This is a genomic window from Streptomyces sp. NPDC057287, from assembly GCF_042667905.1.
GTDB lineage: Bacteria > Actinomycetota > Actinomycetes > Streptomycetales > Streptomycetaceae > Streptomyces.
In genome coordinates, this window is sequence record NZ_JBHUYV010000026.1 from 1 (window position 1) to 19,923 (window position 19,923).

The 19,923-nt window shown below is 71.0% G+C and carries 25 protein-coding genes; 13 read left to right on the plus strand and 12 right to left on the minus strand.

Translation table 11 applies throughout. The features are described 5' to 3' along the window. Positions 1–319: 319 nt before the first annotated feature. The gene (locus ACFUNE_RS34430; RefSeq protein ID WP_383576340.1) at positions 320–796 is read left to right on the plus strand and encodes a GNAT family N-acetyltransferase; all 477 of its coding nucleotides are present in this window, start codon (positions 320–322) and stop codon (positions 794–796) included. Between the two features lie 107 nt (positions 797–903). On the opposite strand, the gene ACFUNE_RS34435 is transcribed toward ACFUNE_RS34430, so the two are convergent. From ACFUNE_RS34435 to ACFUNE_RS34445, 3 genes are all read right to left on the minus strand, one after another. Further along, positions 904–1,395 (minus strand): DUF5959 family protein, encoded by a 492-nt coding sequence (locus ACFUNE_RS34435; RefSeq protein WP_383576342.1) that lies wholly within the window; start codon positions 1,393–1,395, stop codon positions 904–906. A gap of 140 nt (positions 1,396–1,535) precedes the next feature. Then, on the minus strand, positions 1,536–1,895 hold the full coding sequence (locus ACFUNE_RS34440) for a DoxX family protein (RefSeq protein ID WP_383576346.1): 360 nt from the start codon (positions 1,893–1,895) through the stop codon (positions 1,536–1,538). Positions 1,896–2,084: 189 nt separating this feature from the next. Continuing rightward, entirely contained in the window at positions 2,085–2,564 is a 480-nt protein-coding gene (locus ACFUNE_RS34445) for a cupin domain-containing protein (RefSeq protein ID WP_383576349.1), read from the minus strand. A gap of 96 nt (positions 2,565–2,660) precedes the next feature. Between ACFUNE_RS34445 and ACFUNE_RS34450 the strand changes: the two genes are divergently transcribed. Then, entirely contained in the window at positions 2,661–3,497 is an 837-nt protein-coding gene (locus ACFUNE_RS34450) for a LysR family transcriptional regulator (RefSeq protein ID WP_383576556.1), read from the plus strand. Positions 3,498–3,548: 51 nt separating this feature from the next. Here the strand turns inward: ACFUNE_RS34450 and ACFUNE_RS34455 are convergent, their stop codons facing one another. After that, positions 3,549–3,971 (minus strand): hypothetical protein, encoded by a 423-nt coding sequence (locus ACFUNE_RS34455; RefSeq protein ID WP_383576351.1) that lies wholly within the window; start codon positions 3,969–3,971, stop codon positions 3,549–3,551. Between the two features lie 112 nt (positions 3,972–4,083). Between ACFUNE_RS34455 and ACFUNE_RS34460 the strand changes: the two genes are divergently transcribed. The 3 genes from ACFUNE_RS34460 to ACFUNE_RS34470 all read left to right on the plus strand — a co-directional run bounded on the left by ACFUNE_RS34460 (position 4,084) and on the right by ACFUNE_RS34470 (position 5,331). Then, positions 4,084–4,512 carry a VOC family protein gene (locus ACFUNE_RS34460; RefSeq protein WP_383576353.1) on the plus strand — a complete coding sequence of 143 codons (429 nt, stop codon included), beginning with the start codon at positions 4,084–4,086 and terminating at the stop codon, positions 4,510–4,512. A 331-nt stretch (positions 4,513–4,843) separates the two neighbouring features. Further along, positions 4,844–5,092, plus strand: a complete 249-nt coding sequence (locus tag ACFUNE_RS34465) for a hypothetical protein (RefSeq protein WP_383576354.1) — start codon at positions 4,844–4,846, stop codon at positions 5,090–5,092. After that, positions 5,089–5,331 carry a hypothetical protein gene (locus tag ACFUNE_RS34470; protein ID WP_329231287.1) on the plus strand — a complete coding sequence of 81 codons (243 nt, stop codon included), beginning with the start codon at positions 5,089–5,091 and terminating at the stop codon, positions 5,329–5,331. The genes ACFUNE_RS34465 and ACFUNE_RS34470 overlap by 4 nt, the downstream gene beginning before the upstream one ends. Before the next feature lie 30 nt (positions 5,332–5,361). Here ACFUNE_RS34470 and ACFUNE_RS34475 read toward each other — a convergent pair whose 3' ends face one another. Then, positions 5,362–5,874: a MarR family winged helix-turn-helix transcriptional regulator gene (locus ACFUNE_RS34475; RefSeq protein WP_376368798.1), complete on the minus strand. Its 513-nt coding sequence runs from the start codon at positions 5,872–5,874 to the stop codon at positions 5,362–5,364. A gap of 76 nt (positions 5,875–5,950) precedes the next feature. Between ACFUNE_RS34475 and ACFUNE_RS34480 the strand changes: the two genes are divergently transcribed. Beyond that, a complete protein-coding gene (locus ACFUNE_RS34480; RefSeq protein ID WP_383576357.1) occupies positions 5,951–6,721 on the plus strand; it encodes a nitroreductase family protein in 771 nt (256 codons plus the stop codon). Next, a complete protein-coding gene (locus ACFUNE_RS34485) occupies positions 6,718–7,662 on the plus strand; it encodes an EamA family transporter (RefSeq protein ID WP_383576359.1) in 945 nt (314 codons plus the stop codon). Before ACFUNE_RS34480 ends, ACFUNE_RS34485 begins: the two co-directional genes overlap by 4 nt. Here ACFUNE_RS34485 and ACFUNE_RS34490 read toward each other — a convergent pair. Beyond that, positions 7,631–8,410, minus strand: a complete 780-nt coding sequence (locus tag ACFUNE_RS34490) for a hypothetical protein (RefSeq protein WP_383576362.1) — start codon at positions 8,408–8,410, stop codon at positions 7,631–7,633. The two genes, ACFUNE_RS34485 and ACFUNE_RS34490, sit on opposite strands and share 32 nt — an antisense overlap. A gap of 220 nt (positions 8,411–8,630) precedes the next feature. Between ACFUNE_RS34490 and ACFUNE_RS34495 the strand changes: the two genes are divergently transcribed. Further along, positions 8,631–9,653 (plus strand): phosphotransferase family protein, encoded by a 1,023-nt coding sequence (locus ACFUNE_RS34495; RefSeq protein WP_383576364.1) that lies wholly within the window; start codon positions 8,631–8,633, stop codon positions 9,651–9,653. Here ACFUNE_RS34495 and ACFUNE_RS34500 read toward each other — a convergent pair. Continuing rightward, complete coding sequence (locus ACFUNE_RS34500) at positions 9,625–10,131, minus strand: YbjN domain-containing protein (RefSeq protein WP_383576366.1); 507 nt, start codon at positions 10,129–10,131, stop codon at positions 9,625–9,627. The genes ACFUNE_RS34495 and ACFUNE_RS34500 overlap by 29 nt on opposite strands. A 65-nt stretch (positions 10,132–10,196) precedes the next feature. Then, on the minus strand, positions 10,197–11,546 hold the full coding sequence (gene mshA / locus ACFUNE_RS34505; protein ID WP_383576367.1) for a D-inositol-3-phosphate glycosyltransferase: 1,350 nt from the start codon (positions 11,544–11,546) through the stop codon (positions 10,197–10,199). Between the two features lie 192 nt (positions 11,547–11,738). On the opposite strand from mshA, the gene ACFUNE_RS34510 reads away from it, so the two are divergent. The 3 genes from ACFUNE_RS34510 (at position 11,739) to ACFUNE_RS34520 (ending at position 15,595) form a co-directional block, all read left to right on the plus strand. Next, positions 11,739–12,521: a class I SAM-dependent methyltransferase gene (locus ACFUNE_RS34510; protein ID WP_383576369.1), complete on the plus strand. Its 783-nt coding sequence runs from the start codon at positions 11,739–11,741 to the stop codon at positions 12,519–12,521. A gap of 215 nt (positions 12,522–12,736) precedes the next feature. Next, positions 12,737–13,807 carry an NlpC/P60 family protein gene (locus tag ACFUNE_RS34515; RefSeq protein WP_383576371.1) on the plus strand — a complete coding sequence of 357 codons (1,071 nt, stop codon included), beginning with the start codon at positions 12,737–12,739 and terminating at the stop codon, positions 13,805–13,807. A gap of 438 nt (positions 13,808–14,245) precedes the next feature. Next, complete coding sequence (locus ACFUNE_RS34520) at positions 14,246–15,595, plus strand: PP2C family protein-serine/threonine phosphatase (RefSeq protein ID WP_383576374.1); 1,350 nt, start codon at positions 14,246–14,248, stop codon at positions 15,593–15,595. Here ACFUNE_RS34520 and ACFUNE_RS34525 read toward each other — a convergent pair. The 3 genes from ACFUNE_RS34525 to ACFUNE_RS34535 all read right to left on the minus strand — a co-directional run bounded on the left by ACFUNE_RS34525 (position 15,577) and on the right by ACFUNE_RS34535 (position 17,258). After that, positions 15,577–15,915, minus strand: a complete 339-nt coding sequence (locus ACFUNE_RS34525) for a DUF2516 family protein (RefSeq protein WP_383576376.1) — start codon at positions 15,913–15,915, stop codon at positions 15,577–15,579. The two genes, ACFUNE_RS34520 and ACFUNE_RS34525, sit on opposite strands and share 19 nt — an antisense overlap. 118 nt (positions 15,916–16,033) lie before the next feature. Further along, the gene (locus ACFUNE_RS34530; RefSeq protein WP_383576378.1) at positions 16,034–16,720 is read right to left on the minus strand and encodes a hypothetical protein; all 687 of its coding nucleotides are present in this window, start codon (positions 16,718–16,720) and stop codon (positions 16,034–16,036) included. 28 nt (positions 16,721–16,748) lie between these two features. Beyond that, on the minus strand, positions 16,749–17,258 hold the full coding sequence (locus ACFUNE_RS34535; RefSeq protein WP_383576380.1) for a helix-turn-helix domain-containing protein: 510 nt from the start codon (positions 17,256–17,258) through the stop codon (positions 16,749–16,751). A gap of 128 nt (positions 17,259–17,386) precedes the next feature. On the opposite strand from ACFUNE_RS34535, the gene ACFUNE_RS34540 reads away from it, so the two are divergent. Next, positions 17,387–18,166 carry an SMI1/KNR4 family protein gene (locus tag ACFUNE_RS34540; RefSeq protein WP_383576382.1) on the plus strand — a complete coding sequence of 260 codons (780 nt, stop codon included), beginning with the start codon at positions 17,387–17,389 and terminating at the stop codon, positions 18,164–18,166. Positions 18,167–18,294: 128 nt separating this feature from the next. Continuing rightward, positions 18,295–18,768, plus strand: a complete 474-nt coding sequence (locus ACFUNE_RS34545; protein WP_383576384.1) for a hypothetical protein — start codon at positions 18,295–18,297, stop codon at positions 18,766–18,768. 132 nt (positions 18,769–18,900) lie between these two features. Here ACFUNE_RS34545 and ACFUNE_RS34550 read toward each other — a convergent pair whose 3' ends face one another. Beyond that, complete coding sequence (locus tag ACFUNE_RS34550; protein WP_383576386.1) at positions 18,901–19,917, minus strand: NADP-dependent oxidoreductase; 1,017 nt, start codon at positions 19,915–19,917, stop codon at positions 18,901–18,903. Positions 19,918–19,923: the final 6 nt, after the last annotated feature.

A 19,923-nucleotide genomic window follows, 5' to 3' on the forward strand; every position in this document is an offset into this window, starting at 1 on the left:
CAATGACGACGACACCGCAGGAGGCCACAACCACCTGGACCTGCAGAAACGCTGGTCCTCGAGATCGGCAGCAAGACCCAGGGCAAGAAGAAGTAAGCAGAGCTGAAAAAGCCCCCCACCTGCGGGTTCTCCGCGTGGTGGGGGGCTTCTTGGTGCGCCGGTCCGTGTGGCCCGCCCGATCAGTGATCACCGATGTGATGTGGGACCGCATCCGGTTGCTGATGGCGGCGGCACCGGTACACCCCAGGGCCTGTACGGAGTCGTGGCCACGGGATGGGGGCTGGAGTCCCCCCATGAGGGGCCGGTTAGGGTCTGGGTCATGTCTGCTGTCACTGAGTCCGCGTCTGCTCACACCTTGCGCCCCGCGACCCGTGCCGACCTGCCTGCGGTGCTGGCCCTGCTCGCTGACGAGGAGCAGGTGGTGGACCCGGCGACGGTTGTGGTGACGGAGGCGTATGAGCGCGCCTTCGTGGCGATCGACACGGACCCGCGCAACGAAATGCTGGTCCTGGTGAACGGCGCCGGCACGGTGGTGGGTTGCCTGCAGGCAACCTATATCCCGGGCCTTGGCAAGGGCGGTGCCGAGCGCGCCCTGGTCGAGGCGGTGAGGATCCGCGCGGACCTGCGTGGGGACGGGCTCGGCCGGACCTTGATGGCACACACGATCACGAGGGCACGCTCGCGCGGCTGCGTACTGGTTCAGCTGACCAGCAACAAGCAGCGTGAGGACGCACACCGCTTCTATGGGGCACTGGGTTTCGCACGCAGCCACGAAGGGTTCAAGCTCGCGCTGTAGGGGCGTTCGCCTCCATCAGGAGTCGGCCCTCTCCGGGACGACCGGCTCGGACCGTGTCCTGCATGGTCAGTTGGCGTATGTGCTGGGTCAGTTGCCCGGTCGGGCAGTCAGACCTTGCGGGCGCGCCGCCACTCGTAGGCGCCGGGTGAGGTCTCGACGACCTCGCGGGGGTAGGCCTCGCGGGCCTGGGCGAGCAGATTGCGCTGCTCGGTGACCCATTTCGGCGGCACGAACAACGGGACTGTGACGGTGACTCCTGACGCCGGCTCGTCGTGCACGGATGCCCAGAGCCCGCCGCCCTCGTCAGGCGTGAACTTCATCGAAGGAGTCCGCCCTGATGAGAGCCACATGGCGGACCGGCCGGACTCCAGGGTTGCCAAGGCGTTCTCCCAATCCTGCAGGTCCTCAGGGAGAAGGGTCACCGCGAAGCTGCCGGTGACGGATTCCGCCTTGATGACGATCTCGCAGTCGAGGAAGTCGTGGCCGGTCAGAATTCCCGGTTGATAGCGACCCAGGATGCGCACGGAGATGCTCTGTCCGTTGGTGCCAGGCCGGTCGGCCAGGTGAATCAGATTGATTGCGCCGTCCATCGTGTCCATGGATCCCCTCCCGAAGTGACCAGCTCGGAGCATCCTGCCGGACTCCCCCTCCTCTCGTGGAGGCCCCGGTCGGCAGACGGCTCTTCTCTGCGCCGGACCGTCGGCCGTGCGCGGCCTCCGCGAGTCGGTGGTGCGCTCGGTCACTGCGCCGTGGCCAGCCAGAGGGTCACGGCTGCGGTGGCGATGAGTCCGACGTTGAGGGTGATCCGGCGGTCCTCGCCGGTCAGGTGGACAGCGATCGCGCCGGCCTGCAGCAGTACGAAGCCGATGGCCGCGGCCGACGCCAGCGGCACGGCGATGCCCGTCAGCGGCGGCAGGACCAGGCCGGCCGCGCCGAGTATTTCGACCGCACCCAGCGCCCTGAGGGCGGGCAGGGGCATGCGGTCGACCCACGCCATCATCGGCCTGAGCTGGTCGCGGCTGCGGATCACCTTCAGCGTGCCTGCGTAGACGTAGAAGAGGGCGAGCAGTCCCGCGACGATCCAATAGGCGATGTTCATGGTTTCCGTTCATGGGCCGCCGGTTCGCAGGACCCGTCGATTGCGTCCGACAGCGTCGATTGCCGGGGAAATGGCTGGAGGTCGGAGATGGAGAGGTTCGGTCCGTGGTCCGAGCGGGTCCGGGCGCGTAAGCGTGGAGAGCGCAACGGTCCCGCCGTGCCAGGGAGGGTGGCCGGGACGTCCGCCCGGTCAGGCGGGATGGCTGGCGGGCTCGGTGGCGTAGCGGCTCATCGCTTCGATGTTGGCCTGTGGCGTCAGCGGCCGGCCTGCGGCGAGCACGTCCTGGAGGTCCCGGAAGTACTGCACGTACAGGTCCGGGGTGAACGTGCTGAGCATGACGGCGGGTTGGCCGGTCGGGTTGGCGAAGGTGTGAGGGGTGCCGGGCGGAACCATCACGAGCGTGCCCGCGGTGGCGTCGTGGTCCTCGTCGCCGACGGTGAACCGCACGGTGCCGGAGAGGATGTAGAAGCCCTCGTCGTGCAGTCCGTGGCGGTGCTGCGGCGGTCCTTGGGTGTGCGGGGCGAGGACGGACTCGGCGATCGCGAGGCGGTGCCCGGTGTGGCTGCCGTCCTCCAGGACGCGCATGCGCGTGGTGCCCAGGACGATCGTCTCGCCGCCGCCGGGACCCACCACCGACACGGTGCCGGCCTTGGCTGCTTCTTCGGTCATGCTCACGAGTGCACCGCCGGAGCCCCGCCCATGTCCAAGACCTGTTCCGCGGTGCCGATACCTCGTGGGTATCGTTGCACCGTGGAGCTACGTACCCTGCGCTACTTCGTGGCGGTCGCCGAGGAACTCCACTTCGGCCGCGCCGCCACCCGACTGCACATGAGCCAGCCACCGCTGAGCCGGGCGATCAAGCGGCTCGAGGCCGAGGTCGGGGCCCTGCTGTTCGCCCGCTCGCCTGCGGGAGTCGCGCTCACTCCGGTGGGCTCGGTGCTGCTCGACGAGGCGCGGGCCCTGCTCGACCATGCCGACCGCGTCGGCGTACGCGTGAGCGCGGCGGCCGGCCTCGCGGTCATCACCGTCGGCATCCTGGGCGACGGCACGGACCCGGGAGTGGCCAGGCTGGCCGCCGCCTACCGCCGCAGCCACCCCGGCATCGACATCCGCATCCGCGACACCGATCTGACCGACCCGACGTGCGGACTGCGCGCCGGACAGGTCGATGTCGCCCTGACTCGGGCGCCGTTCGACGAGACCGCCCTGACGACGCATGTGCTGCGGACCGATCAGGTCGGTGTGGTCCTGCGCGCCGACGATCCGCTGGCCGGCCGCGACCGGCTGCGGCTGGCCGAGCTGGATGACCGCCGCTGGTTCCAGTTCCCGGAAGGCACCGACCCCGTCTGGCAGTCGTACTGGAACGGCGGCAGGCCGCGCGAGGGCCCGGTGGTGCGCGCCGTCCAGGAGTGCCTGCAGGCCGTGCTGTGGAACGGCACGGTCGGCCTGGCCCCGCTCGGGCACGACCTGCCTGCGGAGCTGGCCGTGGTACCGCTGATCGACATGCCGCCGAGCCCGGTGGTGGCGGTGTGGAACGAAGGCAGCGCCAACCCGTTGATCCGGTCCTTCGTCGAGGCCGCGACAGCCGCGTACCGCCCCTGAGCACCGGCGACCGGTGCTCCTGGGCGCTTCACAGCCGGAGAGCCCGGAGCCTTACGTCCGGCTGGACGCGCCCGATTCACCGGCCGGGTCCCCTGTCGGCATCACGACGACCTGGTACGCGTCCTCGTAGATGATCCTCCCGGGGCTCGACGACTCCAGGCGCCTGCAGTCGACACCGTGCGCGGCGAGGATCTCCAGGTAGCCGCCCACACGCTCGACGAGTTCGTGCGCCGTGGACTTGAACCAGGCCACGGCACCCGGATGGATCTCGCGGTCGTAGACCTCCGGGTCGACGTGGGTGGGGTTGGGGTAGTTGGCGTCGTACCAGTCGTTGGCGGCACGCCAGAACCGGTGCTGCTCCTCGGTCAGCCGGCCGTCGCGCGCCAGCTCGTTGGTGAGCACGAAGACCCCGGGGAAATGACCACGCGGATGTCGTACCGTTCCCTGGAAACGGATGTACGGGGCATTGTGCACAGGGACACCTCCGTGTCGGCTCTCTCCGGTGGTCGGCGGGCGGTCCCACCGGCGCGCGAATCGCCTTCGCATCCTCCCTGTCATCGGCCGCCGTGCGCGGCACAGTGGGCGCATGGACGCAGACGACAGGAAGACCCTGGCCGGGGCGCGCGGCGCCGCCACCCGCTTGCCGGCCCAGGACCTGGAGCGGGCCCGGCGGTTCTACTCCGAGAAGCTCGGTCTGGAGCCCGTCGACGAACGGCCGGGCGGGTTGCTGTACCGGTGCGGGCAGTCGGAGTTCGCCCTCTTCGAGTCGGCGGGAACCTCGTCGGGCGCCTTCACCCAGATGGGGTGGACCGTCGACGACATCGAGGCGGTCGTCGCTGAACTCCGTGGGCGAGGCGTGGAGTTCGAGCAGGTCGAGCTGCCGGGGCTCTGCACCCGGGGTGGCATCGCCGAGATCGAGGGGAACTACCCGGGCAAGGGTGCCGGCGGTGAACGCGGCGCCTGGTTCCGCGACAGCGAGGGGAACATGCTCGGCATCGGCCAGCCCGTCGCGTAGGCGCGCAAGCCTCTCCTGCCCGGCCCACTCTCAAGGGCCGGGCGTGGCATCCGGTTACGGAGCCCTGCGCACCGGGGAGGCGGACCCGATTGCGCCGTCGAGGCCAACAAGGTTGGGTCAGCCTCTTGTTACGAGATCCGGGGAACGCTGCGGTACCGACGGACGGCATGGCCGGACGTCTTAGGGCCGTGCCGTGCCGGGAGGGGCCCGCTCATCCGGCGCGGCACCCGCTAACCTGACCTCCACGTCCGCCCGTTACCCAGGTACACACGCACCCTCGGGCCGCGGGACGGACAGGGCGCGGAGAGCAAGGAGATCGGGGAGAGCGATCATGGGCGAGTCTCTGAAGACCTTCGTCGGTGGCACCGAGGTCGAGGTGCCCAACAGCATTCCGGCGATCCGCGCCGCGCTTCCCGAGGGGAGACGCGAGGAGTTCGACCACGCGATCAACGACGCCGGGGTGCACGAGATCCAGGCCGTGATGCGCCACTGGATGCTCGAGTCCGTGCCCGATCCCGAGGCCGAGCGGATCCTGGTCCGGCTGGCGCAGGACGAGGCCGAGAGGCGGAAGGTCGCTTGAGCTTCCGCATCTCCTTCGCCCCGCCCGCCGACGACACCCTGGCCAAGATGCGCGACGGCGACTCGTTCCGGGACGAGATGGCGCGCACCCTCGGCCTCGACCCGTACGGACACGCCTCGACCGCCGTGAAGCGCGAACGCGACCGGCGCGAGGCGACGGTGTCCGGCGCCATCGTCCTCTACTACGTCTCGGGAACCGTGCTGACGGTCACCGTCGTGAGGCTCGTACCGCTGCCGTGAGGCTCGGCCCTGCCCCGGGCCTCGGGCTCCTCACCCCAGCCTGACCTGGCGGTCCGTGTCGCCGAGGGATTCCAGCAGGTCCCGCAGGTCGTCCGCGATGCGTTCGCGCTTCTCCTCGGTGAGGCCCGACAGCAGGCGGTTCTGGTTCTCCACATGGTCCACCAGCGCCCGGTCGATCAGCTCCCTGCCTGCCGCCGTGAGCGAGACGTGCACGCTTCGGCCGTCCTCCGGCCGGCGGCTGCGCACGACGAGCTCCCGCTCCTCCAGCCGGTCGAGCCTCTGGGTGATCGCGCCGGACGTGACCATGGCGGACCGCATCAGCTCCGCGGGGGTCAGGCGGTGCGGAGCCGGACTGCGCCGCAACGTGGCCAGGACGTCGAACGCCGCGGGGTCGAGATCGTGCCCACCGAAGACGGCCCGCTGTTCCGCCTCGACGATCCGGGACAGCCGCTTGATGCGCCCGATCAGGCCCATCGACGAGGTGTCCAGTCCGGGGCGCTGTTCCGCCCACTGCGCAAGCACGCGGTCCACATGGTCGCTCATGGGAAACAGCATATCTTTATCTTAGAGTTGAGATACCTACTTGCTTAGCGCTAAGCAAAAACGCTACGGTCCAGCCATGACGCAGGCCTTAGACCTCCTGACCGTGCCGCAGGCGATCCGTGCGCGCCGCAGCATCCGCCACTATCTCCCCGACCCGGTGCCCGACCGCCTCCTGACCGAACTCCTGGACCTGGCGCTGGAGGCCCCCTCAAGCTGGAACGTCCAGGCGCGCTTCGTCGTGGTCGTCTCGGACGACGAGGGACGGGCCGCCCTCACCCGGGCCACCGGGGGCCAGCCACACCCCCAGGAGGCGCCGCTCACCCTGGTGTTCGTGGCCGGAAGCCAGGCCTGGCGCGAGGATCTGAGCGACATCTACGAACGGGCCCTGCGCGACGGTGCATGGAACGAGCGGTTCGTCAGCGGGTTCTCCGAGGCCACCCAGGAATTCCAGCGGGACCTCGAGCAGCGGGGGCTGCTGCGGGAGTACGCCGTCAAGGACGCGGTGATCGCCGCGACCTACGCCATGCTCGCCGCGACCTCCATGGGGCTGGCCACGTCCCCGATGAACGGCTGGGACGAGCAGCAGGTGAAGCGGGTAATCGGCGTCGGGGACCGGGACGACCTGCACATCGCGATGCTGCTGCCGGTGGGCATGCCCGCGGAGACGCGCGCGCACCCGGGCCGACGGCCACGGTCCCGACAGGCCTTCACCGGCCAGTTCGGACACGAGGACCACGAGGACCACGAGAGCCACGGGCCATACAAGGACCACGAGAGCCACGCGCCGCACAAGGGCCACGAGCCACAGGACGCGCACGAGGGACACCAGGAAGGCGGTATCCGGTGAAGACGAAGGCGAACGGGCCCGCCGCCGACTCCGCGATCACCGTCCTCGCCCCGCTGGTCTGGGGCTCCACCTATCTCGTCACCACCGAATTCCTGCCGCCGGACCGGCCCCTGCTGGCCGCGACCGCCCGCGCCCTGCCGGCGGGCCTGATCCTCCTCGCCATCGGCCGGACGCTGCCGCGTGGCAGCTGGTGGTGGCGCGCCGCCGTACTCGGCACCCTGAACATCGGTGCCTTCCTCTACCTGCTCTTCGTCGCCGCCTACCACCTGCCCGGCGGAGTGGCCGCCCTGGTCATGGCCGTGCAGCCGACCGTCGTCCTCGCCCTGTCGGCGGTGCTGCTCAAGGAGCGGATCACGGCGACGCACGCCGCGGCCTGCGCGCTGGGGATCGCGGGTGTCGGCCTGCTGGCCCTGACGCCCCGTGCGGGGCTGGACGCGGTGGGCGTGGGCGCCGGACTCCTGGGCGCGGTGAGCATGGCGACCGGCATCGTGCTGACCAAGCGCTGGGGACGCCCGGCCGGGGTGGGCGTCCTGACGTTCACGGGCTGGCAGCTGAGCTTCGGCGGGATCATCCTGCTGCCCGCCACCCTGCTCGGTGAGGGCCTGCCCGACTCGGTCGACGGCCGTAACCTCGCGGGCTTCGCCTACCTCGGGCTCGTCGGCGCCCTGCTGGCCTACGCGGTGTGGTTCCGCGGCGTGGAGCGGCTGCCCGCGCTGACCGTGTCCGTCCTGGGTTTCGCCTCACCGCTCGCCGCGATGGCGCTGGGCTATCTCGTCCTGGACGAGACCCTGTCACCGGCCCAGCTCTCCGGCGCGCTGGCGGTCGTCGCCGCCGTGGTCCTCGCCCGCCCCCGTACGGCGAAAGGGCGGGAGCCGTCCAGCCCGCCCCCGCCCCCTCGCCGCATCCGGATCAGCCGAGCTTCGCGACCTGCGCGTCGATGACCGCCGTCGGCCGCTCGAAGTCGGCGTCCGCACCCGTCTTGGCGAGGTTGAAGGAGAAGAACGTGGCGATGGTGCCGCCCTGACGCACGCTCACGAGCTTGAAGGGGGCGACCTCGTCGCCCTCGCCCATCTGGACCCGCCAGGCGAGGGCCTCTTCCCCGCCCGTGGCCTTCTCCTCGGTGAGCTTGGTGACCTTCTGCTTCGAGCCCTTCATGGACAGGGTGAACCCGCCGGTCGCGCACTTCGCCGCGGAGTCACGCAGTTCCGCCATGCTCTTCGCCGCGCCGTCGCCGTCGTAGGAGGCCAGGGTGACCAGCGACGACGTCATGTCGAACATGCTGGCGAGGGCGTCCTCGGGGTCGGCCGACTCGTCCTTCTTGGGCTCCTCGACGACCTTGCGCCCGGCGTTCCCCACCGGGGTCCCCCGCTTCACCCCGTAGAAGGCGAAGCCGATGGGCTCGCACTCCTTCTTGTCCACGGTGACGTCCCCGGGCTGCGCGATGTCCTCGGGGCCGGTCTTCGAGATCTTGTGGCCCGCGACGTCGCCCTGCTCCAGCGACACCTTCTCCAGCTCGGCCGAGGACAGCGCCTTGACCGCCGCGGGCTTGGCGGAGGCGTCGTCCTTCGCACCCGAGGCGGCGCCGTCGCCCTTGGCATCGGAGTCGGAGCCGCCGCAGGCGGTGGCGAGAAGCGTCAGGGACGCCACGGCAGCGGCGAGGGCGGTACGGCGTACGGCGGTGGCGCGCATGGTTCGTTCATCTCTCGGTCCGAGGGAGCAACGGCCCTCCACCGGCGCGTGATTCAGGGCCGGCGAGGGAGGGCTGTCGCAGTGGACACACTCTACGATCGGACACCTGTCCGATGATCGTCCCGCGTGGTCACGGTATGTGATCGTGACTCCTCTGTGATCACCCTGTGAAGCTCCTGTGGGGCGGCCGGATCCGCAGCCGAGCCATGGGAGCCCGCCCGTGTCCGTCGACGCGACAACAGCCGTACTGGACGCCATCGGTGCCCACGAGCCGGACTCCCGCGAGCCGCTCGCCGGGGGCACGTACAACACCGTCACCCGCGTGACCTTCGGTGACGGCAGGGACTGGGTGGTGAAGATCCCACCGGCGCACTCCACGGGCATGAGCTACGAACTGCGCCTGCTCGTCAACGAGGTCACCTTCTACGGCGCCGCGGCGGCGGCCGGCGGCGCCGTGATCCCGCGGGTCGTGCACAGCGAGCTCGACCCGGGGGCACCGGCCGGAGCGTACGTCGTCATGACCACGAGCCCCGGGCAGCCCTGGAGCGCCGTCGCCGGTGACCTGACGGCCGGCGAGAAACGCGCTCTGCGGGGCGAGTTCGGGAGGATCGTCGGGCGGCTGCACAGCGTCACGGGCCCTGCCGGGTTCGGGTACCCGGGCGCGCCCTTCGGACCGCTCTCGGCGACCTGGCGCGAGGCGTTCACCGCGATGACGGATGCCGTGCTCGCCGACGCGGAGGCGTACGGGGCGAGGCTGCCACGCCCTGTGGGCGAGATCCGCGACGTGCTCGGCGGGGCGTCGGACGTACTGGGCGAGGTGACCCGGCCCGCACTGGTCCACTTCGACCTGTGGGAGGGGAATCTGCTGGTGGCCGGGGAGCCGGGCGGGCGGCGCATCGGCGGGATCATCGACGGCGAGCGGATGTTCTGGGGCGATCCGGTCGCCGACCTCGTCTCCACGAACCTCTTCGGCGACCCGGAGGCGGACCCGGACTTCCTCGCCGGATACGCGTCAGCGGCGGGCGAACCGATCGCGTTCACCCCGTCCGTGCGGATTCGGCTCAACCTCTACCGGAGCTACCTCTACCTGATCATGCTCACCGAGACGGTGCCCCGGGGAGCGGGGGCCGACGCGCTGGCCCTGACCTGGAAGGAGGTGGCGCCGCGGCTCGTCACGGCACTGGACGAGCTGGCCGCGGCACCGGGTTCCGGCCTCAGGAGGGACGCTTCGTCAGGTGGGTGAAGGCGTCCAGATTGCGCGTGGACTCGCCCCGCTCCACCCGCCAGGCGTACTCCTTGCGGATCGCGCTCGCGAAACCCAGTTCGAGCAGCGGGTTGAACGCACCGTCCGCCGCCTCCAGGACCGCGCCCAGCAGCCGGTCGAGCTCCTCGGGCGTGACGACCGAGAGCGGCAGCCTGCCGACGAGGTAGATGTCGCCGAGCTGGTCGATGGCGTAACTCACCCCGAAGAGACGGAGGTTGTGCTCCAGCAGCCAGCGGTGGACAGCCGCGTCGTTCTCGTCCGGGTGGCGGATGACGAACGCGTTGAGGGAGAGGGAGTGCTGCCCGACGAGCAGGGAGCAGGTCGTGGACAGCTTGCGCGTGCCGGGCAGCTTCACGACGTAGGTGCCGGACTCGGGGCTCTCCCATTCGAGCTCCGCGTCGTTCAGCGTCGCCTCGATGACCTGCGCCGCTGCTGCTTCCTCGGATACGTCAGCCATGGTGCGAGCGTACGACAAGGGGTGCACGCGGACCCGCGGCGAGGGTGCGGGGGCCGGGGAAACCCTCAGCCGTGGTGCGAGCGGGCGCGGCGCCGGTGGTCGTGCATCGCCGCCGTGTACACATCGGCGGTGGCCGACGCCGCCGTGTCCCAGCCGAACGACTGGGCGTGCGCGGCGGCCGCCTCCCCCATCCGGACGGCCAGCTCCGGATCGTCCGCGAACTGGCCGAGTGCCTGTGCGTAGGCCTCCGGTTCATGGCCGGGGATGAGGAAGCCGCTGACACCGTCCCGCACCGCGACGGGGAGACCGCCCACCTCCGCCGCGACCACGGGCGTGCCGGCCGCCTGCGCCTCGATGGCGACAAGGCCGAAGGACTCGCTGTACGAGGGCATGACCAGCACGGACGCCGCCCGGAACCAGTCGGCGAGCTGGTCCTGCCCGACCGGCGGGTGGAACCGTACGACGTCGGCGATGCCCAGGCGCGCGGCCAGCTTCTGCAGGCCTTCCGGCTTGGCGAGCCCGCTGCCGCTGGGGCCGCCGACGACGGGAACGAGGATGCGCGAGCGCAGCGAGGGGTCCCGCTCCATCAGGACGGCGACCGCACGCAGCAGCACGTCCGGAGCCTTGAGCGGCTGGATGCGGCCGGCGAACAGCGGGATCAGCGCGTCCTGCGGCAGGCCGAGGCGGGCCCGGGCGGCCGCGCGGCCGTCTCCGGGGCGGAAGCGTTCCAGATTGACGCCGGGGTGCACGACGGCGACCGACGCCGGGTCCGCCTCGTAGAAGCGGATGAGTTCGTCGGCCTCTCCGGCGGTGTTCGCGATGAGCCGGTCGGACGCATGCACGATCTGGGTCTCACCGATGACACGGGCGGCGGGTTCGGGGGTGTCGCCCTCGGCGAGCGCGGCGTTCTTGACCTTCGCCATGGTGTGCATGGCGTGGACGAGGGGCACGCCCCACCGCTGGGCGGCCAGCCAACCGACCTGCCCGGAGAGCCAGTAGTGGGAGTGGACCAGGTCGTAGTAGCCGGGGCGCTGACCCGCCCAGGCCTGCATCACACCGTGAGTGAAGGCACAGAGCTGAGCGGGCAGCTCCTCCTTGGCCAGGCCCTCGTACGGCCCCGCGTCGATGTGGCGGACCAGCACCCCGGGCGCCAGCTCGACCGTGGGGGGCAGTCCGCCGGTGGTGGCGCGGGTGAAGATCTCGACCTCGATGCCGATCGCGGCGAGGCGCCTCGCGAGCTCCACGATGTAGACGTTCATGCCGCCCGCGTCGCCGGTGCCGGGCTGGTGCAGCGGTGACGTGTGCACGGAGAGCATCGCGACGCGGCGCGGCTTTCGGTGCCCTGCGAAGCTGCCCGGGAAGCGGATACGGGGAGCCGCACGGCTGCTGCCGAGCCGGGAGACGTACTGGCTCACGGGTCCGATCCTCCTCGCGCAGGGCATGACACGTACGGGGCACACGGCCCCCTCGAAGGGCCAGAACAGCGGAACCAGGCCTTTCATTTCCACTTTGCCAAATCATTGCGTTCCGCCCGGCGTGCCGGAGCGCACCCGGCGGCCCCCGCTGCTCCGCGTGTGCCCCCGGGCGCTTCGCATACGCTCCCTTGCATGCACCAGCGCCCCATCGGCACCGCGACCCGCGGGACCACCAACCCCAACCGGCTGCGCCGCATGGACCGCTGGATCGCCGCCACGCACGGTCCCGCGCTGCGCCGCAGCGACTCCCCCGTCGCGGTCGACCTCGGCTACGGCGCCGCACCCTGGACCGCCGTCGAGCTGCTGGAACGGCTGCGCACCGCCGAGCCGCGCACCGCCGTCGTGGGCATCGAGATCGACCCGGCCCGGGTCGCGGCGGCGCAGCCCTACGAGCGCGAGGGCCTCACCTTCGCCCACGGCGGCTTCGAGGTGCCCCTGGCCGGGCGGCCGGCCCTCATCCGGGCCGCGAACGTGCTGCGCCAGTACGACGAGGGCGAGGTCGCCGCGGTCTGGCAGCGGCTGTGCGCCCGGCTCGCCCCGGACGGCCTGCTGGTCGAAGGCACCTGCGACGAGATCGGCCGCAGGCACGTATGGGTCGCGCTCGGCCCCGAGGGGCCGCGCACGGTCACCTTCGCGACCCGGCTCGGCTCGCTGGAGCGCCCCTCGGACCTCGCCGAGCGCCTCCCCAAGGCCCTGATCCACCGCAACGTGCCGGGCGAACCGGTCCACGCCTTCCTGCGGGACCTCGACCGGGCCTGGGCCACGGCCTCCCCGTACGCGTCCCTGGGCGCACGGCAGCGCTGGATCGCGGCGGCCCGGGCGGTCTCCGCCGACTGGCCGCTGACGGACGGCGAACGCCGCTGGCGGCAGGGCGAGATCACGGTGCGCTGGACGGCCCTGCGGCCGGGCGGGTGAGAAGCGGCGCCGTCCGGAACGGGCGGTGAAATCGGCCGGATCCGGGAACGCCTACGGATCACCGTTCGTCCCCCTGTGTGACGGGGCAGGTGACGCGGACCTCTGTTGCTTTACGGGACGGCATGGCACGATCGCGTCGTCACACAAAAGTTACTGACGGTAAGTCACATGTGCGCGATATGGCTTTCGTTGCCTTTCGCCCGGAGGGGGAGCTTGTGAACCGACGCCACTGTGCCAGCGCCGCGATCACCCTGGTCTGCGCACTGGCCCTGCTGACCGCGCCGGTCCAGGCCATGGCCGCCCCGATACCCGAGCCCACGCCGACAGCCACCGCCCCCGCCTCCACCGGGAAGAAGAGCCTGGAGGAGGTGCGCGACGAGATCGACACCCTCTACCGCAAGGCCGGGGCGGCCACCGACGCGTACAACCTCGCCGAGGAGCAGTCGGAGAAGCAGTCCGGCGAGATCGTCCGGCTGACCAAGACGATCGCCGACGGCGAGGCGAAGATCGCGGAACTGAAGGACAGGGCGGGCGCCGCGGCCCGCGAGCAGTACCGCAGCGGCGGACTCCCCCCGGGCACGCAGCTGGTCCTGAGCGGCGACCCGAGCCTCTTCCTGGACGGCGTCAACCAGGCCAGACAGGGCCAGCAGGCCACCAAGGGCATGCTGACCGAACTGGAGCAGGCCCAGGAGGACTTGGAGACGTACACCAAGGACGCGAACCTCAACTGGGAGAAGATCGAGGCCACTCGCGTCAAGCAGGCCAAGGCCAAGAAGAGCATCGACGCGCAGATCGAGACGGCGGAGAAGCTCGAATCCCAGCTGGCGAAGGAGGAGCAGGCCAGGCTCCTCCAGCTGGAGAAGGACGCCGCGTCCACGGCACAGGCCGCCTGGCTCTCCTCCGGCGCCCTCAAGGACATCAACCGCGAGGCGAGCGCCGCCGGCAAGCAGGCGCTGGCCTTCGCGACCGCCCAGATGGGCAAGCCGTACGTCTGGGGAGCCGAGGGCCCCGGTTCGTACGACTGCTCGGGGCTGACCTCGCAGGCATGGGCGGCAGCCAAGAGGCCGATACCCCGGACGTCGCAGGAGCAGTGGAGGCAGCTGCCCCACGTCCCCATCCAGGACATGCGCCCCGGCGACCTGATCATCTACCACAGCGACGCCAGCCACGTCGGGATGTACGTCGGCGACGGATCGATCGTGCACGCCCCCCGGCCCGGACGCAACGTCACCCTGGCGGGCGCCGGCTCGATGCAGATCCTGGGCGTGGTCCGGCCGGACAAGTAGGCGCCGGAGACCGGGCGGCCGGCCGGCACACAGGGAGGACGAGGTGTGCCGCGTGACGTGCGGCACCGACGCGTGCGCGGCTCTCCACATGACGGGGCGACACGCGATGACGGGGCGACACGCGAACGGCTCGACGCGCAAAGGGGCGCGCGTGACGGGGCGCAGGTGACTCCCGCCGCACCGCGCGCCCGGGGACGGGCCGGTAGATGTGTGCGGTGCGTGTCGGGCGCGTGATGTTTGTCATGACCTCATGTCCGTTTCATGCGCGACGATCACGCCGGATCCGTGGCGGGAAGCGGCTTATGGCCGCGCATATGACACAGGAAGATCACCGGTCACCATTCCGTTCCCCTGCCGTGGACCGCTATCGTCCCCGTCGGCGGGTCGTCGATCGTCGTCCCGCCGCGCCCTCGGGGGGAGGGAAGGAAACCCGAACCGATGCCCGTACCCGTACCGCAGCAACGTGCCGTTCCCGCTGCGGAGACCACTCATGGCGCCGACCTCACACTCCTGGTGATCGAGGACGACCCTGCGGGCACCTTCGCCGTCCCCGAGCTGTCGTCCGCCGCCGGGGCGCGGGTCCGCGTCCGCACCGCCCGCAATCTCACCGAAGCGGGCCGGCTGCTCACCGACGACGTCGACTGCATCCTGCTCGACCTCGACCTGGAAGCGGCGCCCCTGCCCGGCGGCGCGCGCTCCGACGTCCGTGACGAGGAGACGGGCGGCCCGGACGAGCTCGCCGCGCTCAAGCACATCCTGCGCATCGCACCGCGCCACGCCGTGCTCGCCCTCACCGCGGAGGGCGACGCCGAGCGGGCCGCCGAGGCCGTACGGGTCGGGGCCCAGGACTATCTCTTCCGCGACGAGCTCGACGGCCGCCTCCTCAGCCGCGCCATCCGGTACGCGGTGGAGCGCAAGCGGGCGGACACCGCCCAGCACCAGCTGACCGAGTCCCGGCTGCGCGCCCAGGAGAACGCGCGGCTGGAGCGTGGACTGCTGCCCACCCCGCTCCTCGACGGCTCCGACCTCGCCTTCGCCGCGCACTACCGGCCGGGCCGCAGCCGCGCCCTGCTCGGCGGCGACTTCTACGACACGGTCCGCACGCCCGACGGCACGGTCCACGCGATGATCGGTGACGTCTGCGGGCACGGCCCGGACGAGGCGGCGCTCGGCGTCGAGCTGCGCATCGCCTGGCGGGCGCTGACGCTGGCCGGGCTCTGCGGCGATGCCCTGCTCTCCACGCTGCAGCAGGTCCTGGAGCACGAACGGCAGAGCGAGGAGATCTTCGCGACGCTCTGCACCGTCGACATCGCCCCCGACGGCCGCCGCGCGGGCCTGTGCATCGCGGGTCACCCCGCGCCGCTCATCGCCCGCCAGGGGCGGGCGGCGCACCTGCTCCCGTACGAGGACGGCGGCCCGGCCCTCGGCCTGCTTCCGCACGCCCGGTGGCCGCGCCGCCAGGTCGAGCTGGGCGGTTCCTGGAGCCTGATGATGTACACCGACGGGCTGATCGAGGGCCGTGTCGGGCGGGAGGGGACCCAGCGCCTCGGCCAGGACGGCATGGTCGCGATGGTCAACGGCCGCCTGGACCAGGGGCTCGGCGGCGAGGCGCTGCTGGAGGCCGCGGTCACGCAGGTGCAGGAGCTGAACGGCGGCGAGCTCACCGACGACGTGGCAGTGCTGCTGCTGGAGCGCGACGAGGCCTGGATACGACGAAAGGGCAGGAGCACATCGCGCTCCCGCCCCGGTGCAGCGTCCGCGGTGGGCGCTCAGCGCCCGCCGTTGTAGGGACCGTACGGTCCGTCACTGCTGGAGCCTCCGCGCCGGCCACCGCCGCCGCCCGACACCGCCTTGAGCGCGGGCTTCACGTCCACCATGAAGACGATGGACGCGATCACACCCGCGATCTGCAGGAACAGGATCGGGATGACGAGGTTCACGAAGACGGTGACCCCGAGGATGATCAGCCAGAAGGACTTCTTCTGCTTGTCCGCGGCCCGGTAGGCGTCCTCGCGCGCCGTCACGGCGAAGACCAGCGCGACCACGGCCAGGACGAGCATGGCCAGGTACAGCAGCTGGAGGAACGAGCCGAATGCTTCGAGCAACACGGTGAGCACCGCCTAGTCAGTGGATGAGCGCCTCGCGGCCAAGGTACCGGGACAACGACCCGGGCACCCCCAAAGGTGCCCGGGTCGCCCTCCCGGCAATCCCGGAACCGCTTCCCGCCTACTTCGCGGAGGGCGGGGTCGCCTTCTTCGCGGCGGGCTTGCGCACGGGCGTCGCCGGCTTCTTCGCCGCGGCGGCGGGCGCCGCCTTGGACTCGGCGGCCTTCGGCGCGGGCTTCTTCGCGGCGGGGGCCACCGGCTTCGCGGGGGTCGCCGGCTTCACCGAGGTCACCGGCTTGACGGGGGTCACCGGCTTCGCCGCCGCGTCGGACTTCTGCTTCGGCACGGGCTTCGGCTCCGCCTCGACGACGGCGGCGATCTCGACGATCTCGTCGGCCGTCTCGCCGCGCCAGGTCCGCACGGTCAGCTCGCCGCGCTCGGCGACCTTCTCGTAGGTCTCCCGGGCACGGACCGCGTACTCGGCGGCCACACCGACGCTGCGCAGAGCCAGGTCCTGGGCGGTCTCGCCCCACTTCTTGAGGTCGGTGTCCAGCGCCCCGAAGACCTCGGTCACCTTCGCCTGCACGGTGGCCTGGGCCTCCTTCGCCTGCGTGGTGACCCGCTCCTGCACCGCCTTCGGGTCGGTGTTGCGCACGGCGTCGATCCGCTCGGGCGCCTCGGCCCGCAGCTGCTCGATCAGAGCCGGAACCTTGCGCGCCTGCTCCACGGCGAGGTCGGCCGTGCCGGCGGCGAAGTAGAGGGGGGTGGGGTCGGTGAGGGTCTTACGCAGGTCATCGGTGATGGCCATGACTGTGGTCCTCCCGGATCATCAGAAGTCAGTTAGCTGGTGGGTCTGCATCACTGCCGCCGGCCGTGCGGGGGCCGCGGGCATCCGGACCGGCGCCGTTCGCGTCATCGGCACCGCTTTCCGCGTCGGCATCGATTCTGCTCTCCGCATCGGCGGCACCGTGGAACCCGGCGCCGGTGTCGGGCGCGACATCGAAACCGTTCTCCCGGCGGAAGGAGTCGTAGATCTGCAGCAGAACGTTCTTCTGCCGTTCGTTGATCGACGGATCGGCCAATATGACCGCCCGCGTCTCCAGCTCCTCCCGCTCCCGCTCATCGAGGATCCCGGCCCGCACGTACAGCGTCTCGGCCGAGATCCGCAGGGCCTTGGCGACCTGTTGCAGCACCTCGGCGCTCGGCTTGCGCAGACCGCGTTCGATCTGGCTGAGATACGGATTGGACACCCCGGCGGCGTCGGCGAGCTGCCGCAGGGAGAGCTGCGCCGTACGCCGCTGCTCACGCAGGTACTCGCCGAGATTGCCGACGTTGAGTGATGCCATGCCTCGATAGTGCCCACCGGTGCTAACTTTTGCAAGCGCCTGCTTGCAAAAGTGTTCCACCTCATCCGGTTCTGGCGAACGACCTGGCGGAGTCCCGGCGTGGCCGGCCGGCCTGTACGGTCCACCGCATGGCTGACGCGTTCGATGTGGCTCAGGCTCTGCGCGGTGGGATACCCGACAGAGCGCGAGCCTGGGCCTTCATCCGGGACTTCGCCGCGGCGTGGGCGGAGCCGCTCGCCGACGACGCCGGTACGCGAGCGGAGGAGCTGGAGCGGGCCGAGGAGACGCTGGGGCTCACGCTGCCGACCGCGTTGCGCGAGGCGTACTCGCTTCTCGGCACGCGCCACGACCTCACCGGCAACCAGGACCCGCTGCTGCCCCCTTCCGACCTGTTCGTGCACGAAGAGTTCGGTGGAGTGCTCGTCTTCCGCAGCGAGAACCAGGGATGCGCTTTCTGGGGAGTGCGGCTGCGGGACCTCGGCCAGGACGATCCGCCGGTGTTCGTCCAGTCACAGGATGGCTGGGTCCACTACCTGGAGCGGGTCTCCCTGGCCTGTGTCGAGCTCGTACTCAGCGAGACGCTGCTCGGCAGCGAAGAACGGCTCTACAACGCCTGCGAACTTCCCGCCGGCCTGATTCGGGAGCTGCCGAGCCGGTTCGCACCGGTGGAGTTTCCCGAGTACCCGATGTGGACGGGGAAGGAAGAGTCACCCGTCCGCTGGTTCTCCGCGCCGGGGAAGCTCTTGCGGCTCGACGGACTGAGTGACCACAGCTGGCTGCACGTGCGGGGACGTACGTCCGCCGACCTGGAATCGCTCTGCGCCACCTTCCCCGGCCACTGGGTACGTGGGTACCCGGAGCCGCTGGAAGCCGACGAACTGCCGTTCCAGTCACCCTCGCTCGGATGACCGGGAAAGTCTGTGAACCGAGCTGATCCCACTCAGGCCGGTCGACCTCCCGAGCGCGACCCACCAGGCACTGAACAGATGACTTCCCTCGCGTCCGGTCTCCGGGCCTTTCTCGCCAAGGAGCACCGGTGACATCCGGCATACGCATCACCTGGACGCCGGCGGGATCCGGGTGGGCCGACTGCACCCTTGAAGACCACCGGACGAAAGTCGTGCTCGCCGCGTCCGACATCACCGGTGCGCCCGAGGAGCTCCTGACCGCAGTGGCCCGGCTCCTCGCAGGCGAGCCGGAGACCCGTGCCCAGTTCGAGGCCGAGCCGACCGCCTACCGGTGGATCTTCTACCGCGAAGGCGTGGACACCTGGACCCGCGTGCTGGAACTGCGTCATGGCAGCGATCACGACAACAAGGGAACCGAGATCTGGTCCGGCCAGCTCGGCATCGACCAGCTCGCCCGCTCTGTGATCCGCTGCTTCGACGAGGTCGCGCAGACATATGGCGAGAGCGGCTACCGGGGCAAGTGGGGCGAACACTTCCCACGAACCGAGCTCGAAGCTCTCAGACGCCTCTGGCACGCCCAACGCCGCAGCGACGACGCATAGCGCGCAACAGCCCGCTGCGCGGATTGCATGGGGCGACCCAGCCGTTCCCGTCTCGATCAACCCGGACCACCCCAGGTCGCCGCCTCGTGATGGCCCGGTTCAACCGAGACGGGACTCGGCCCGCTCCCCCCCTCAGCGCACGGTGATGACCAGCTTTCCCGTGGTGCGGCCCGTCTCCCCCAGGGTGTGGGCGCGGGCGCCCTCGGCGAGGGGGAACGTGCCGGACACGTGCGGGCGGAGCCTTCCCCGCTCGACGAGTTCGGCGATCGCCAGCATCCCGGACCGGTCGTGCTCGACGAGCAGGGTGACGGCGCGGACCTGCGCCTTCTCCGCTGCGGCCTGTGTGTCCCCGTCGCCCGGCAGCAGGGAGACCAGGGCTCCGCCGGGGCGGAGCACACTCACGGAACGGGTGGCGGTTTCGCCGCCGAGGGTGTCGAGGACGACGTCGTAACGCTCGTCGGTGTCGGCGAAGTCCTCGGAGCGGTAGTCGACGCAGGCGTCCGCGCCGAGCTCGCGCAGGAAGTCGTGCTTGGGGGCGCTCGCCGTCCCGGTGACGTGCGCGCCAAGCTCCTTGGCGATCTGTACGGCGAGGTGGCCGACACCGCCGGCCGCGGCGTGGATCAGCACCCGCTGTCCGGCCCGGAGGTCCGCGGTCTCGACGAGGGCCTGCCAGGCGGTGAGCGCGGCCAGAGGCAGAGCGGCAGCCTGGACGTGGTCGATCCCGGCGGGCTTGGCCGCGAAGGCGCGGGCGGGGCCGGTCACGTACTCGGCGTGGGAGCCGGCCCCGTACGGGTAGGGCAGCATGCCGAACACCTCGTCACCGGGCTGGAAGAGGGTGACGCCGTAGCCGGCCTCCACCACGGTGCCGGAGACGTCCCAGCCGAGGGTCAGCGGCGGGGGCGGCAGGAAAAGGCTCACGGCGCGGTGCTTGAAGTCCGTGGGGTTGAGCCCGGCCGCGTGCACGGCGACGAGGATCTCGCCGGGGCCGGGCGCGGGCCGCGGAAGCTCCGTAAGCCGCAGGACCTCGGGGCCGCCGAGGGCTGTCTGGTGAAGGGCGGACATCGAGGGGGCGGGGGCCGGAGCGGCGGGGTCCGTGGTGGCCACCGGGTCCGGAGAGCCGGGGTTCTCGGGGGTGTGCGTCGTGGTCATACCTCG